This is a genomic window from Streptomyces cavernicola (assembly GCF_029968035.1).
Lineage (GTDB): Bacteria > Actinomycetota > Actinomycetes > Streptomycetales > Streptomycetaceae > Streptomyces > Streptomyces cavernicola.
Genome location: NZ_JASCIQ010000012.1, coordinates 86,376 through 101,131, shown reverse-complemented (window position 1 = coordinate 101,131; position 14,756 = coordinate 86,376). Strand labels below are relative to the sequence as shown.

At 71.2% G+C, this 14,756-nt stretch carries 15 protein-coding genes; 5 read left to right on the top strand and 10 right to left on the bottom strand.

The features are described from left to right. Positions 1-292: 292 nt before the first annotated feature. The gene (locus tag QIS96_RS13700) at positions 293-1,768 is read right to left on the bottom strand and encodes an alkaline phosphatase PhoX (RefSeq protein ID WP_282542810.1); all 1,476 of its coding nucleotides are present in this window, start codon (positions 1,766-1,768) and stop codon (positions 293-295) included. A 123-nt stretch (positions 1,769-1,891) separates the two neighbouring features. Between QIS96_RS13700 and QIS96_RS37845 the strand changes: the two genes are divergently transcribed. Further along, on the top strand, positions 1,892-2,194 hold the full coding sequence (locus QIS96_RS37845) for an SDR family NAD(P)-dependent oxidoreductase (RefSeq protein ID WP_408907179.1): 303 nt from the start codon (positions 1,892-1,894) through the stop codon (positions 2,192-2,194). Positions 2,195-2,271: 77 nt separating this feature from the next. After that, positions 2,272-2,691 (top strand): SDR family NAD(P)-dependent oxidoreductase, encoded by a 420-nt coding sequence (locus QIS96_RS37840; protein ID WP_408907178.1) that lies wholly within the window; start codon positions 2,272-2,274, stop codon positions 2,689-2,691. A 98-nt stretch (positions 2,692-2,789) separates the two neighbouring features. On the opposite strand, the gene QIS96_RS13690 is transcribed toward QIS96_RS37840, so the two are convergent. Beyond that, entirely contained in the window at positions 2,790-4,250 is a 1,461-nt protein-coding gene (locus QIS96_RS13690) for a hypothetical protein (protein ID WP_282542809.1), read from the bottom strand. A gap of 202 nt (positions 4,251-4,452) precedes the next feature. On the opposite strand from QIS96_RS13690, the gene QIS96_RS13685 reads away from it, so the two are divergent. Next, the gene (locus tag QIS96_RS13685) at positions 4,453-6,300 is read left to right on the top strand and encodes an endonuclease/exonuclease/phosphatase family protein (RefSeq protein ID WP_282542808.1); all 1,848 of its coding nucleotides are present in this window, start codon (positions 4,453-4,455) and stop codon (positions 6,298-6,300) included. 4 nt (positions 6,301-6,304) lie between these two features. On the opposite strand, the gene QIS96_RS13680 is transcribed toward QIS96_RS13685, so the two are convergent. Continuing rightward, entirely contained in the window at positions 6,305-7,033 is a 729-nt protein-coding gene (locus tag QIS96_RS13680) for an antibiotic biosynthesis monooxygenase (RefSeq protein WP_282542807.1), read from the bottom strand. Positions 7,034-7,257: 224 nt separating this feature from the next. Here QIS96_RS13680 and dapA point away from each other — a divergent pair, with 224 nt between their 5' ends. Then, positions 7,258-8,202 carry a 4-hydroxy-tetrahydrodipicolinate synthase gene (gene dapA, locus QIS96_RS13675; protein WP_282542806.1) on the top strand — a complete coding sequence of 315 codons (945 nt, stop codon included), beginning with the start codon at positions 7,258-7,260 and terminating at the stop codon, positions 8,200-8,202. A gap of 79 nt (positions 8,203-8,281) precedes the next feature. On the opposite strand, the gene dapD is transcribed toward dapA, so the two are convergent. The 3 genes from dapD to QIS96_RS13660 all read right to left on the bottom strand — a co-directional run bounded on the left by dapD (position 8,282) and on the right by QIS96_RS13660 (position 10,251). Further along, positions 8,282-9,268 carry a 2,3,4,5-tetrahydropyridine-2,6-dicarboxylate N-succinyltransferase gene (dapD, locus tag QIS96_RS13670; RefSeq protein ID WP_282542805.1) on the bottom strand — a complete coding sequence of 329 codons (987 nt, stop codon included), beginning with the start codon at positions 9,266-9,268 and terminating at the stop codon, positions 8,282-8,284. Positions 9,269-9,361: 93 nt separating this feature from the next. Further along, entirely contained in the window at positions 9,362-9,931 is a 570-nt protein-coding gene (locus QIS96_RS13665) for a TetR/AcrR family transcriptional regulator (protein ID WP_282542804.1), read from the bottom strand. Next, the gene (locus QIS96_RS13660) at positions 9,931-10,251 is read right to left on the bottom strand and encodes a DMT family transporter (protein ID WP_282542803.1); all 321 of its coding nucleotides are present in this window, start codon (positions 10,249-10,251) and stop codon (positions 9,931-9,933) included. The genes QIS96_RS13665 and QIS96_RS13660 overlap by 1 nt, the downstream gene beginning before the upstream one ends. 130 nt (positions 10,252-10,381) lie before the next feature. On the opposite strand from QIS96_RS13660, the gene QIS96_RS13655 reads away from it, so the two are divergent. Further along, positions 10,382-11,794, top strand: coding sequence for a hypothetical protein (locus QIS96_RS13655; RefSeq protein ID WP_282542802.1), 1,413 nt, complete (start codon positions 10,382-10,384; stop codon positions 11,792-11,794). A 91-nt stretch (positions 11,795-11,885) separates the two neighbouring features. On the opposite strand, the gene QIS96_RS13650 is transcribed toward QIS96_RS13655, so the two are convergent. The 4 genes from QIS96_RS13650 to sufC are packed head-to-tail and all read right to left on the bottom strand — an operon-like array spanning position 11,886 to position 14,750. Next, a complete protein-coding gene (locus tag QIS96_RS13650; protein WP_282513705.1) occupies positions 11,886-12,224 on the bottom strand; it encodes a metal-sulfur cluster assembly factor in 339 nt (112 codons plus the stop codon). Next, on the bottom strand, positions 12,221-12,691 hold the full coding sequence (gene sufU / locus QIS96_RS13645) for a Fe-S cluster assembly sulfur transfer protein SufU (protein ID WP_282542801.1): 471 nt from the start codon (positions 12,689-12,691) through the stop codon (positions 12,221-12,223). The genes QIS96_RS13650 and sufU overlap by 4 nt, the downstream gene beginning before the upstream one ends. A 41-nt stretch (positions 12,692-12,732) precedes the next feature. Further along, positions 12,733-13,989 (bottom strand): cysteine desulfurase, encoded by a 1,257-nt coding sequence (locus QIS96_RS13640; protein ID WP_282542800.1) that lies wholly within the window; start codon positions 13,987-13,989, stop codon positions 12,733-12,735. After that, a complete protein-coding gene (gene sufC / locus QIS96_RS13635) occupies positions 13,986-14,750 on the bottom strand; it encodes a Fe-S cluster assembly ATPase SufC (RefSeq protein WP_282542799.1) in 765 nt (254 codons plus the stop codon). The genes QIS96_RS13640 and sufC overlap by 4 nt, the downstream gene beginning before the upstream one ends. Positions 14,751-14,756: the final 6 nt, after the last annotated feature.

The window sequence follows — 14,756 nt, the reverse complement described above, 5'->3', positions numbered from 1 at the left end:
GGCGTACGGCCCTGGCGGAGCCCGAGATCTGAATCGGCGACGGACTATCCGAATGCTCTACCCAATTGAGCTACACCGACCCTGAGTCGATGACGGGACTCGAACCCGCAACCGTTCGATCAAAGAAGTAACCGTTGCCTGCGCACCGGGCTCACCAGTGCCTTGGCCTCCCGAGTTCAAGACGGCTGCGGCGTGAATTCTTGAGAGGAAGTAGCCGCTGCCTTCGCACCGGGAGGTGCGTTCAGCAAGAATTACCTTAGGAGCAGGGGCGGTCGGGGCGCCAAGGGTTTTTCTACTGCCGCTTCCAGGGCCCGTCGATGGCGACCATAATGCCCGGGTCCTGAATGTTGGCGTAGAGCGTGCTGCCGTCGGGCGAGAAGACGACGCCGGTGAACTCGCTGTATTCCGGCTCGGCTTCGGTGCCGCCCGCCGCGTCAGCGGCTGATGTCACAGCGAGGTCGTTGCGCGCGATCGGGTACGTACGGCCGCTGTCCGTCACGCCGAACAGATGCTGCTTGCCTTCACCATCCTCCGCGATGATCAGCCCGCCGTACGGGGAGACGGTGATGTTGTCGGGGCCGTCGAACGCGCCGTCCTTCGACGGGTCGGCGTTGACGCCGAGGAGGACCTTCAGGGTGAGGGTCCGGCGGCGCGGGTCGTAGAACCAGACCTGCCCGTCGTGCGGCTCGCCGGGGCTCTCGTCGCGGGCGTACGAGGAGACGATGTACGCGCCGCCGTCGGCCCACCACATGCCTTCGAGCTTGCGGCCGCGGGTGACCTCGTCGGCGCCGAACTGCTGCCGTACGGGCGTGGTGCGCGCGTCGCGGTCGGGGACGTCGACCCAGTCCACGCCGTAGACGACGCCGATCTTCGTCGCACGGGACAGGTCGTCCACGAACCGGCCGCCGGAGTCGTAGCACCTGGGGGCCTGCAGCACCCCGGCGTCGACGCCCTGCTCCTCGGCGAGCGCGCGGAGCTTGCCGCGGCCGTGCTCGAAGCCCTGTGGCGGGACCCAGCGGTAGAACAGGCCGTTGGGCTCGGCGTCGTCCTCGGTGAGGTAGGCGTGGCCGCGCTGCGGGTCGACGACGACGGCCTCGTGGTCGTAGCGGCCGAAGAACGTCAAAGGCTTGGGGTCGCGGTTGGCGCGGCGGTCGAGGGGGTCGACCTCGAAGACGTAGCCGTGGTCCTTGGTCATGCCGTTCTCGCCGGCGAGGTCGGAGTTCTCCTCGCAGGTCAGCCAGGTGCCCCAACGGGTGCGCCCGCCCGCGCAGTTGGTGGACGTGCCGGCGATGCCGACCCACTCGGCGACCTCGCCGCCGGGCCGGACCTCGACGACGGTGCAGCCGCCGGACGCGGCCGGGTCGTAGACGAGCCCCTCGACGAGCGGCACCGGGTGCTCCCACTTGGAGCGCGGGCCCTTCAGCTCGTGGTTGTTGACGAGCAGGGTCGAGCCGCGCGGCCCCTCGAAGGTGGCGGTGCCGTCATGGTTGGACGGGGTGGACTCGCCGCTCTCCAGGCGGGTCTCGCCGGTGCGGGTGATGATGCGGTACGAGAATCCGGCGGGCAGGGCGAGGATGCCGGCGGGGTCGGCGACGAGCGGGCCGTAGCCGGGTCCCGTGCCCTTCGCCGTCGGCTCCGCGGCGTCGGCGGTGTCCTGGCTGGCGAGGGCCCCGTCGGTGGTGGCGAGCACCCCGGCGGCGCCGACCACGGCGACCCCCGCTCCGGCGACGGCGGTGCGTCTGGTGAATTCCCTGCGGCTGAGCGGCATCGTCTCTCCTGAAGCGGTGGTCCAGGTGTTACCAAGTGGGGTGGGTCGGGGCTCAGGGTCGCGGCCGCGTATAAACGGCGGTTGAACACGGTACGACCGCCCGACGTCTGGAGAGCCGCTTCGATGAACCTGCCTGCCACCGGCCGCCGCGTCCTGGTCTCAGGGTCCTCCCGAGGCCTCGGCCGCGCCGTCGCCCGAGCCTTCGCCGCGAACGGCGACCGGGTCGCGGTGCACTACAACTCCCGCCGCACGGAAGCCGATGCGACCTACGCCTCGCTCGACGGCACGGGCCATGTCCTGGTCGGCGGCGACATCTCGGACCCGGCCGGTGCGGCGCGCGTCGCCGAGGAGGCGTTCGAGGGGCTCGGCGGCGTCGACGTGCTGGTGAACAACGCCGCCGTCAACGTCCGCCATCCTCCCCCATAGCCTGAACGGCATGGGGGCACCCCCATCCGGAGACGCCGTACGGGGAGTGGGCCGCGCAGTGGCAGCAGCATGTCGCGGTGAACCTGCTGGCCACGGCCAACCTGAGCCACCTCGCCGCGCGCCGGATGATCGCGCAGGGCACGGGCGGGCGCATCGTCAACGTCGGCTCGCGCGGCGCGTTCCGGGGCGAGCCGGACCACCCGGCGTACGGGGCGACGAAGGCGGCGGTGCACGCGCTCGGCCAGTCCCTGGCGGTGTCGCTCGGGCCGTACGGGATCGGGGTGGCGTCGGTCGCACCGGGGTTCTTCGAGACGGAGCGGGTCGCTGCGCGGCTTGAGGGCGCGGAGGGCGAGGCGATCCGCGCGCAGTCGCCGTTCGGCCGGGTCGGCAACGCGGAGGAGATCGCGGCGGCGGTCCTGTGGCTCGCCTCGCCACTGGCGGAGTGGGCCTCGGGCACGGTGTTGGACCTCAACGGGGCCTCGCACCTGCGGAGTTGAGCACCGGGAAGCCGAGAGTCCAGCTCCCGCTCCCACACCCCCCGCGTTGTGGGCAGGCGTTCCGCCCTGCGGAACAGTTGCCCACAACAGTGGAGGGGCTAGCGGCCGGCCGACCGGGCCTTGAAGGCCGCCTTGCGGGCCTCCTTGGCCACCTTCTTGTCGGGGTGCAACCGCCCCATCGCCTCAAGCACATCCGCCGTCGCGGGGTGGTCCACCCGCCAGGCCGTGTCGAAGAACCCCCCGTGCTGGGCGGCCAACCCCTCCACGAGCCCCTGGAGTTCGTCCGAGTTGCCCTCGGCGGCGAGCTGCGCGGCGACGGTGTCGATGGTCAGCCAGTACACCATCGCCTCCGACGGCGGCGGCACGTCGGCCGCGCCGCGCTCGGCCAGCCAGACCCGGGCGAGCCCGCCCAGCTCAGCATCGTCGAGGACCTCGCGGAGCGCCGGCTCGGCCTCGTCGCCGACGAGCGACAGGGCCTGCTGGCAGCGCAGCCGCCGCAGCGGTGCCTCCTCGTCGCCGCCACGGGCTGCGGCGAGCAACTCCCGTGCGGCGGGCAGCGGTTGGTGCCGCCGCAGCCACAGCTCGGTCTCGGCGAGCGCGGCCCGCTCCGGGAAGTCGGCGGTCGCGGCGAGCAGGACGTCGGCGCCCTTGTCGGCGAGGTCGCCGACAGCGGGTGCGTCGATCCCGGCGTCGAGCATGCGGGAACGCACGCCGTACAGGCCGAGCGGGGTGAGGCGGACCATGCCGTAGCGGCTGATGTCCTCCTCGTCCGGGGAGAGTTCGGCGGGCTCCTCACCGGCCTCGGCCATCAGCGCCTCGTCGACGGGCGTGAACTCGACGAGCCCGACGGGTTCGAGGAGCCGGAACTGGTCGTCGAGCCGCATCATCGCGTCGGAGACCTGCTCCAGGACGTCGTCGCTGGGCTCGCCCATGTCGTCCGGCACGATCATCGACGCGGCGAGCGCGGGCAGCGGCACGGGGGCGTCGGCCGGGGCCTCCTCGGCGACGGTGAGGAGGTAGAGGTTGCCGAGGACGCCCTCCAGGAACTCGGCCTCCGCCTCCGGGTCCCAGCCGAGGCTGTCGAGGTCGATCTCGCCGCCCTCCTCCAGGGCTTCGACCAGGTCGTCCAGGTCGGGTACGGCGGCGTCGGCGAGGACGGTGTCGAGGGCGGTGAGCCAGATGGCGAGGACGTCCTGCGGGGAGCCGGAGGTGAGCAGGGCCAGCTCCTCGCCCTGGGTGACGGTGGCCTCGGCCTCCTCCTCGTCGCCCTCCCCCGGTTCTTCGGTGATCTCCACGAGCCCGGTGTCGACGGCCACGCGCCAGGCCTCGCTCGCGTAGCCGGGGCCGTCCTCGTCGTCCGCGGCGTACCCGAGGAGCTCGGCGGCGGCGGGCAGTTGCTCGTCGACGAGTTCGCCGCCCGCCCCGACCCGGGTGTCCTGCCCCGCCCAGCGGGCGAGTCGCACGGCGCGGGCGAGCAGCGGCACGGCGAGCGCGTCGCGCGCCAGTTCCGCCTCGGAGTTCAGCCGCACCGGCGGCAGGGTGGGGCGTTCTGCGGACATGGAGTGGTTCTCCTCGGACGGTCAGAGCTTGGCGGCCCCCAGCGTAGACGGATTTCCACCCAAGCAACCCGGTTCATGGACCGGCAGCCGTTCCTTCGGCGGGCGTACACCGGCGCAGCCTTGACAACTCCCTTGGCCACACAAGAGATTGACGCGCGTAGAGCCTGTGCAACTCCACCCCACACCCTCCTGGAGTCCGACGATGCCCGCTCATATAGCCCGCCTTCCCCGTAGATCGACCGCCGTCGCCGGTGTGCTCGCCGCCGCTCTCGCGGCCGGTCTGATCACCGTCTCGACCACCTCCACGGCCGCCGCCGCCGAGGTCCGCATCCATGACGTCCAGGGCGGTACGCGACTCTCGCCGCTCGCCGGTGAACAGGTCACGGACGTGCCGGGCACGGTGACGGGCGTGCGGACGTACGGTGCGCGCGGCTTCTGGATCCAGGACACGGCGCCCGACGACGACCCGGCCACCAGCGAGGGCGTCTTCGTGCACACCGGCTCGACCACGCCGACCGTGAAGCCCGGCGACGTCGTACGGGTCTCGGGCACGGTCTCCGAGTACGTGCCGGGCGGCGCCGACTCGGGCAACCAGTCGGTCACGCAGCTCACCAAGCCGACGGTGACCGTGGAGTCCTCGGGCGGCGCGGTGCCGAAGCCGCATCGGATCGACGCGGGCGCGGTGCCGTCGGCGTACACGCCGAAGGGCGACGAGGCGGACGGCGGCAGCATCGAGAAGCTGGCCCTGGAGCCGGACGCGTACGCCCTGGACTTCTACGAGTCCCTCGAGGGCATGAACGTCTCGGTCGGCGAGGCGCGTGTGGTCGGTGCGACGGACGCGTACCACGAGCTGTGGGTCACGGTGAAGCCGGACGAGCACCCGAGCCCGCGCGGCGGCACGGTCTACGGCTCGTACGAGGCGCAGAACGGCGGGCGGCTGCAGATCCAGTCGCTGACCCCGGCGGCGGAGCAGCCCTTCCCGAAGGCGAACGTCGGGGACGTCCTGTCGGGTACGACCGAAGGGCCCCTGGACTTCAACCAGTTCGGCGGGTACACGCTGACGGCCCGCACGCTCGGCGAGGTCACGGACAAGGGCCTGGCGCGCGAGAAGACCCGCAAGCAGGACGCGGAGGAGCTGGCGGTCGCCACGTACAACGTGGAGAACCTGGACCCGAAGGACCCGCAGGACAAGTTCGACGCGCTCGCGCAGGCCGTCGTCGACAACCTGGCGAGCCCGGACGTCCTGGCCCTGGAGGAGATCCAGGACGACAACGGCGCGACGGACGACGGCACGGTGTCCGCCGAGGAGACGCTGAAGAAGTTCACGGCGGCGATCGCAAAGGCGGGCGGCCCGGCGTACGAGTGGCGCTCGATCGAGCCGGAGGACAAGAAGGACGGCGGCGAGCCGGGCGGCAACATCCGGCAGGTGTTCCTCTTCAACCCGGAGCGGGTGGCGTTCAAGGACCGGCCGGGCGGGGATGCCACGACCGGCACGGACGTGACGAGCAGCCGGGGCCGGGCGGCGCTGACCCTGTCCCCCGGCCGGGTCGACCCGGCGGACGCGGCGTGGGAGAACAGCCGTAAGCCGCTGGCCGGCGAGTTCGTGTTCGGTGGCCGCACGGTGTTCGTGATCGCCAACCACTTCGGCTCGAAGGGCGGCGACGAGTCACTCGTCTCGCGCCACCAGCCGCCGAACCGCTCCTCGGAGAAGCAGCGCCATCTGCAGGCCGCGTCGGTCAACGCGTTCGTGCAGAAGGTCCTGAAGGCGGAGAAGGGCGCGGACGTCGTGGTGCTCGGCGACATCAACGACTTCGAGTTCTCGGCGACGACGGAGACGCTCACGGACGGCGGCGCGCTGACCGCGGCCGTCGAGTCCCTTCCCCGCGCGGAGCGTTACTCGTACGTCTACCAGGGCAACTCGCAGGTCCTCGACCAGATCCTGACGAGCCCGGGGGTCGGCGAGTTCGCGTACGACAGCGTGCACATCAACGCCGAGTTCGCGCGGCAGAACAGCGACCACGACCCGCAGGTGCTGCGCTTCCGGCCCTGATCGCTCACCCTTGGCTGAAGCTCACCCCCGGCAGGTACCGCTTGACGCTGCCGCCTTCGGCGAGGCCCGGGTGCCGCTGCACCCGGCGCCAGGCCTCGGTGGCGGCGCCGACGCCCTCGCCGGGGGTGGCGAGCGCCTCGACATGGGCCTGCTCACTCTCCCACTCCGCGTAGTTCAGCACCCGGGTGCCGTCCAGGCTGGTGTGGAAGTGCGCGGAGATGCCGCCCGGGTGCGGCTCGTCGCCGTCGAGCGCCGCGAAGACGGAGTCGACCCAGGCGCGCTGCCGTGCGGGGTCGGGCCCCGTGAAGCGCACGTCGACGATGACGATGCAGCCGGGCACGCGCGCCGAGTCGGCCCGCTCGGCCCGCTCGTTCAGTGAACGCCCCCGGTACGGCTCGTACTTGGCGAGCCCCTGCCGCTCGATGCCGGGCACGGCGGCGTCGATCTCGGCGTTGCGGCCGTCCCGCCCGTTGGCCGCGGAGGCGACGAACTCCTCGTAGGCGTCGAGGTCGCGCCACTGCGAGTAGTGCAGCAGCGTGGAGCCGTCGGTGCCGATGTGCACGCTGTACGAGAGCAGCCCCTCGTGCGGCCAGTCCCGGCTCTCCCAGGCCCGGGTGATCGCCGCCACCGTGGCCTTCTGCCGCTCGGGCGTGCCGACGCTCCAGGTACTGGCGAGCACGACGCCGACCCCGTCCCTGCGCGGCTCGGGCAGGGTGCTGATCTGCACGGACATGGTGACCTCCCGTTGTCGTACGGCCCCGGATCGAGCGCCGTGATCACCATGCTCGAACGTCAAGTCCGGTTGAGGTCAAGCGTGTTCGGCGGCGAGCGCCTCGCCTGGGGGGCCGCGCGGGGCCGGGCCGGTTCGGGGCGATCACGCTGGGTGTAGCGCTGCTTACTCGTACCCTGAAGCAGAATTAAGTGGAGTCCGTGCGACCGCGTACCGAGACTGCAGCCATGACCTCATCCTTCGGCCGCGCCCTCGGCGCGATGATCACGCCTTTCGACGGCTCCGGCGCCCTGGACCGGGAAGGCGCGGCCCGGCTCGCGGTGCGCCTCGTCGACGGCGGCTGCGAGGGGCTCGTCCTGTCCGGCACGACCGGCGAGTCCCCGACGACGAGCGACGCGGAGAAGGCGGAGCTGATCCGTGCGGTCCGGGAGGCGGTGGGCGAGCGCGCGTCGATCGTGGCCGGGGTCGGCAGCGCGGACACGGCGCACGCCAAGGAGCTGGCCCGGCAGGCCGAACGGGCGGGCGCGGACGGCCTGTTGCTGCTCACCCCGTACTACAGCAGGCCCCCGCAGGACGCGGTCGAGGAGCACTTCCGCACGGTCGCGGACACCACGGGCCTGCCGGTGCTGCTCTACGACATCCCGGGCCGCACCGGCACCCGCATCGAGCCGGGGACGATGCTGCGCCTGGCCGAGCACCCGCGGATCGTCGGCGTGAAGGACTGCGCGTACGACCTGCTCGGCACCCAGAAGGTGCTGTCGCGCACGGAGTTGGCGTACTACACGGGTTGCGAGGAGTTCATTCTGCCGCTGTACGCGGTGGGCGGCGCGGGCTACATCAGCACGGTGGCCAATGTCGTCCCCGCTGAACTGCGGGCGATCCTCGACGCGTTCGACGCGGGCGACACGGCGGGGGCGGCGCTGCTGCAGCGGCTCGCCCTGCCCCTGATCGAGCTGATGATGGCGGACGGCCTGCCGGGCACGGTCACGGCGAAGGCCCTGCTCGGCGCACTCGGCCTGCCGTCGGGCCCGGTACGGGCACCGCTGCGGGCGGCGGACGCGGTGCGGACGGCTCGGTTGGTGGCGGCGTACGAGGCGCTGAGCCCCGCCTGCCCGGCGCTTCAATCCAGCCCGTCTGGGGGCACCTCCCGGCCGGAGGCTGGGGGAGCTTGAGGACGAGCCCGAAGGGCGACTTACGGCAACCGAGCCGACGGAAACCGCAAGTCGCCCCAGAACAACTCGCCCGTACCGACTAGTCGTTGGAGTGCAGAACCTCGTTCAGGCCGCCCCACACCGCGTTGTTGGGCCGAGCCTCGACCGCACCGGTGACGGAGTTCCGCCGGAACAGAATGTTCGACGCACCCGACAGCTCGCGGGCCTTCACGATCTGCCCGTCGGGCATCGTCACGCGCGTACCGGCGGTGACGTAGAGCCCCGCCTCGACGACGCACTCGTCGCCGAGCGCGATGCCCACGCCCGCCTCGGCGCCGACGAGGCACCGCTGGCCGATGGTGATGCGGACGTTGCCGCCGCCGGACAGCGTGCCCATGGTGGACGCGCCGCCGCCGATGTCCGAGCCGTCGCCGATGACGACGCCCGCGGAGATACGGCCCTCGATCATCGACGTGCCGAGCGTGCCGGCGTTGAAGTTGACGAAGCCCTCGTGCATGACGGTGGTGCCCTCGGCGAGGTGCGCACCGAGGCGGACCCGGTCGGCGTCGGCGATGCGCACGCCCTTGGGCGCGACGTAGTCCGTCATGCGCGGGAACTTGTCGACCGAGGTCACGGAGAGGTGCAGGCCCTCGGCGCGGGCGTTCAGGCGGACCTTCTCCAGGTCGTCCACGGCGACCGGACCGAGCGAGGTCCAGGCGTTATTGGAGAGCAGGCCGAAGACGCCGTCCAGGTTCTGGCCGTGCGGCTGGACCAGGCGGTGGCTGAGCAGGTGCAGGCGCAGGTACGCGTCGTGCGCGTCGAGCGGCTTGTCGTCCAGGGAGGCGATGACCGTACGCACGGCGACGATCTCGACGCCGCGGCGGGCGTCCTCGCCGATGGCCTTGGCGGCACCCTCGCCGAGCAGTTCGACGGCGCGCTCGGCGCTGAGCTTCTCGGTGCCCGCGGGGCCCGGCTCGGCGGTGAGCTCGGGGGCGGGGAACCAGGTGTCGAGAACGGTGCCGTCGGCGGTGATCGTGGCGAGGCCGGCGGCGACGGCGCCGGTGGTGCGGGAAGTCGTGTCGGTCATGACAGGAAACCTAACCGGCGCGGCCCCGGCGAGGCGAACCGGTCTCACCGTCCGGTCGCCCACCCGGACCCCGCGCTCACCCCGGCCGGATCCCTACGCCCCCGCGGGCCCCTCGATGACTCGCGCCAACATCTCCTGTGCGTACGCCTCGTCGTAGGCCCCGCCGGTGAGCAGGACCTGGAGGCAGATCCCGTCGATGAGGGCGACGGTCGCGCGGGCGGTGACCCGGTCGGTGCGGCGGGCGATCAGCTCGGTGACCTCCTCGCACCACTCGGCGGCGACGGGGCGCAGCGCGGGGCGGCGCAGCGCGGCGAGGTAGAGCTCGTACTCCAGCTCCACGCCGGTGCGGTCGCCGTCGAGCCACTCGCCGGTGAGCCGGGCCAGCTCGGCGGCGAGGTCCGCGGCGGGGTCGGCGAGGGCCCCGCCGTGCTCCCGTACGACCTTCGCGAAGCCCTCGTTGCTCTGCCGCAGCGCGGCCACCATGAGGTCGTCGAGGGTCTTGAAGTGGTACGTGGTGGAGCCGAGCGGGACGTCGGCCTCGGCGGCGACGGTGCGGTGGCTGAGGCCCGCGATGCCCTTCGCGCCGACGACCCGGATCGCGGCGTCGATGATCCGCTGCCGCCGCTCGGGGTCGTACCTGCGCACGGCCTTGCTCTCCGCCATCAGTGCGCACCCCCCAGGTTGAGCAGCACGACGCCGACGATCACCAGGGCGATCCCGGCGATCTTGGCGAGGCTTGTGGACTCCCCGAGGAAGAGGATGCCGATGACGGCGACGGCGGCGGTCCCGACCCCGGCCCAGATCGCGTACGCCGTGCCGACCTGCATCGTCTTCAGCGTCTGCGCGAGCAGCGTGAAGGCGAGGAGATAGCCGGCGAGCGTGGCGAGCGAGGGCCAGAGGCGGGTGAATCCCTCGCTGTACTTCATGGCCGTCGTCCCGGCCACCTCCGCCGCTATGGCCGCGGCCAGCAGTCCGTATCCCATGTGTACTAGCGTACGCAACCTTGTGTACGGGTGTACATAGGGCCGCCGGGTCCGCACCGGTAGGCCCGGCCCGATCACGACCCGCTACCGTGTCCCGGTCCAGGGGGACAAGACACAGGAGCGAACACGCATGTCGATGGACAAGGGGCGGGGCGGGCCGGAGCGGCCCGAGGGACCGAACGGCGGGGAGCACCCGGAGCACCCGGAGCCGACGGCCGAGCAACAGCACGACCAGCAGGGCCCGCAGGAACCGCACGACCAGCCGCCCGCGCAGGACCGGCCGGGCCCGCAGCCCCAGCCGGACCCGCAGCAACACCACCAACCGCAACCGCAACCGCCGCAGGCACCGCAGGCGCCACCGGCACCGCAAACACCGCAGGCCGCGCCGCCGCCCGGCCCGTACCCGGGTGCTCCCGGTCCGTACGGCCCCGGGCCCGGCGGCCCGTACCCCGGAGCACCCGGCCCGGACGCCTGGGGCCGGCCCGGCTGGGGCGCGTGGGGGCCGCCGCCCGCGCCGAAGCCCGGCGTGATCCCGCTGCGCCCGCTGCAGCTCGGCGACATCCTCGGCGGCACCTTCGCCGCGGTCGGCCGCTGCTGGAAGTCCCTGTTCGGGATATCGCTGATCGCCTACGGCGGCGCGATCCTCGCCCTCGCCCTCGCGGTGGGCCTGGCGTACGGCCTGGTCGGCGACCACTTCCGCGCCTTCGCCGACACTCCTGACCACGACGAGCCGCTCTGGACCCACACCCAGCCGGTGATCGTGGCCGGGATCTCGCTCTGGGTGTTCGCCGTTCTCGTCATGATCGTCGCGTCCGCGACGGTCTCCGCGGTCTGCCCGGCCGCCCTGCAGGACGCGGTGCTCGGCAAGCCGTCCACGTTCGGCGCGGTCTGGCGCCGCACCATGGCGCGGGTCCCGGCCGTCATCGGCACCGGCCTGCTCACCGCCCTGATCGTGGCGGTGCCGATCCTGCTCCTCGCCGGCGTCGGCCTGGTGATCACCGTCGTCTCGGTCACCGACCGGACCGACCCCGGGCCGGTCCTCGCGCTCTGGGTGCTCGGCATGTTCGCGATGATGCCGCTGGTCACCTGGCTGTGGATCCGCTTCTCGCTGGCCCCGGCCGCCGCCGTCTTCGAGTCGGCGGGCCCGGTCACGGCACTGCGCCGCTCGGCCCGCCTGGTGCGGGGCTCCTGGTGGCGGATCTTCGGCATCTCGCTGCTCGTCCACCTGATGGCGGGAATCGCCGGGTACTTGATCCAGCTCCCGTTCAACATGATCGGGATGTTCTCGGCGATGCCCGCCGCCGGCACCATGAGCCCGAACCCCGACCCCGCCGAAGTCTTCGCCGTCATGGGCGTGTTCATGTTCTTCATCATGCTCGGCGCCCTGATCAGCCAGCTGGTGACCTCCCTCTTCCCCCAGCTCGCCACCAGCCTCCTCTACGTCGACCAGCGCATCCGCAAGGAAAGCCTCGACGTCACCCTGGCCCAGGCAGCCGGCGTCCCGCTGACCCCGGCCCCCGCGCCCACCCCGTACCAGGGCTGAGCACACGAGGCCGAGCACAGCGGCCGAGCACACGAAGAGGCCCCCGGAGCGGCAGAGCTCCGGGGGCCTCTTCGTACGTACGCGGGGAGGTTCAGACGTTGAACCCGAGCGCGCGCAGCTGCTCGCGGCCGTCGTCCGTGATCTTGTCCGGGCCCCACGGCGGCATCCAGACCCAGTTGATGCGCAGCTCGCTGACCAGGCCCTCGGTGGCCGACTTGGCCTGGTCCTCGATGACGTCGGTCAGCGGGCAGGCCGCGGACGTCAGGGTCATGTCGATCGTCGCGATGTTCGCGTCGTCGATGTGGATGCCGTAGATCAGGCCCAGGTTGACGACGTCGATGCCCAGCTCGGGGTCGACGACGTCCATCAGCGCCTCGCGGACCTCCTCTTCGGAGGCCGGCTTCAACGTGGCCGTCTCGTTGTCACTCATGCGGTCTTCCTCGCTTGGGTCTCGTCCTCGCCGAACGCCTGGGCGGTCGCGTCCTTCCACGCCATCCAGCTCAGCAGAGCGCACTTCACCCGTGCCGGGTACTTGGAGACTCCGGCGAACGCGACGGCGTCCTCCAGGGTCTCCTCCATCGCGTCGTCCGGCTCGATCTTGCCCTTGGACTGCATCAGCTCCAGGAACACTTCCTGGATCCGCTGCGCCTCGGCGAGCTCCTTGCCGACGAGCAGTTCGTTCAGGACGGACGCGCTGGCCTGGCTGATCGAGCAGCCCTGGCCCTCGTACGAGACGTCCGCGATGCGCTCGCCGTCGTACTTCACCCGGAGCGTGATCTCGTCACCGCACGTCGGGTTGACGTGGTGCACCTCGGCGTCGCCGTCGCGCAGACCGCGTCCGTGCGGGTGCTTGTAGTGATCCAGGATCACGTCCTGGTACATGGAGTCCAGCTTCACCAGTCAGCCCTGTCCGTCTCTGATTCCGTGTTTCCCGCGGCCTAGCCGAAGAAGTTCCGTACGTGCTCCAGTCCTTCGACCAGGGCGTCCACCTCGGCCGGAGTGGAGTACAGATAGAACGACGCTCGCGTGGTCGCAGGAATTCCGTACCGCAGGCAGACGGGCCGCGCGCAGTGGTGGCCCACGCGGACCGCGATGCCCTGCTCGTCGAGGACCTGGCCCACGTCGTGCGGGTGGATGTCGCCGAGCGTGAAGGAGATCGCGGCGCCGCGGTCCTCGGCCGTGGTGGGGCCGATGATGCGGAGGTCCGGGACTTCCTGGAGGCGCTTGACGGCGTACTCCGTGATCGCGTGCTCATGCTGCGCGATCTTGTCCATGCCGATCGAGGTGAGGTAGTCCACCGCCGCCCCGAGGCCGATGGCCTGCGAGATCGGCGGGGTGCCCGCCTCGAACTTGTGCGGCGCCGGAGCGTACGTCGACGAGTGCATCGAGACGGTCTCGATCATCTCGCCGCCGCCGAGGAACGGGGGCAGGTCCTCCAGGAGTTCCTGCCGTCCCCACAGCACGCCGATGCCGGTCGGGCCGCACATCTTGTGGCCGGTGAAGGCCACGAAGTCGGCCTGCAGCGCCTGCACGTCGAGCGGCATGTGCGGCGCGGCCTGCGAGGCGTCGATGCAGACCAGCGCGCCGACCTCCTGCGCGCGGCGCACGATGGCCTCGACCGGGTTGACGGTGCCCATGATGTTGGAGACCAGCGTGAAGGAGACGATCTTCGTCTTCTCATTGATGATCTCGTCGATGTTGGACAGGTCCAGGCGGCCGTCGTCCGTGAGACCGAACCACTTCAGCTTCGCGCCCGTGCGCTGCGCGAGCAGCTGCCACGGCACGATGTTGGAGTGGTGCTCCATCTCCGTGATGACGATCTCGGTGTCGCTGTCCACGCGATAGGGCTCGTCGGCCCAACCGAGCATGTTCGCCACGAGGTTGAGCGACTCCGAGGCGTTCTTCGTGAAGATCACCTCGTTGCGGCTCGGCGCGTTGATGAACTCGGCGACCTTGTCACGCGCGCCTTCGTACAGCGCCGTGGCCTCCTCGGCGAGGACGTGCACGCCGCGGTGGACGTTGGCGTTGTGCTGCTCGTAGTACTCGGTGAGCACGTCGAGCACCTGGCGCGGCGTCTGCGAGGTCGCCGCGTTGTCCAGGTAGACGAGCTTCTTGCCGTCGTGGAGCACCCGATCCAGGATCGGGAAGTCCTTGCGGATCGCCTCGGTGTCGAGGAGGCCAGGCAGCTGTGTCACGCCGTTGCGCCGCCCTTCACGTACTTGTCGTAGCCCTCGGCCTCGAGCTGGTCGGCGAGCTCGGCGCCGCCGGACTCGACGATGCGGCCGCCCGCGAACACGTGGACGTAGTCGGGCTTGATGTAGCGCAGGATGCGCGTGTAGTGCGTCACCAGGAGGGTGCCGACCTCGCCGCCCTCGCGGACGCGATTGATGCCCTCGGAGACGATGCGCAGCGCGTCGACGTCCAGGCCGGAGTCGGTCTCGTCGAGGATCGCGATCTTCGGCTTGAGCAGCTCGAGCTGGAGGATCTCGTGGCGCTTCTTCTCACCGCCGGAGAAGCCCTCGTTGACGTTGCGCTCGGCGAAGGACGGGTCCATGTTGAGGCGCTCCATGGCCTCCTTGACCTCCTTCACCCAGGTGCGCAGCTTGGGGGCCTCGCCGCGGACGGCGGTGGCCGACGTGCGCAGGAAGTTGGAGACGGAGACACCCGGGACCTCGACCGGGTACTGCATCGCGAGGAAGACGCCGGCGCGGGCGCGCTCGTCGACCTCCATCTCCAGGACGTCCTCGCCGTCGAGGGTGACGGAGCCGGAGGTGATCGTGTACTTCGGGTGACCCGCGAGGGAGTAGGCGAGCGTCGACTTGCCGGAGCCGTTGGGGCCCATGATGGCGTGGGTCTCGCCCTGCTTCACGGTCAGGTCGACACCCTTGAGGATCTCCTTCGTGGCGTTGTCGGCCTCGACGGTGACGTGCAGGTCTCGGATTTCAAGCGTTGCCATGGGTGC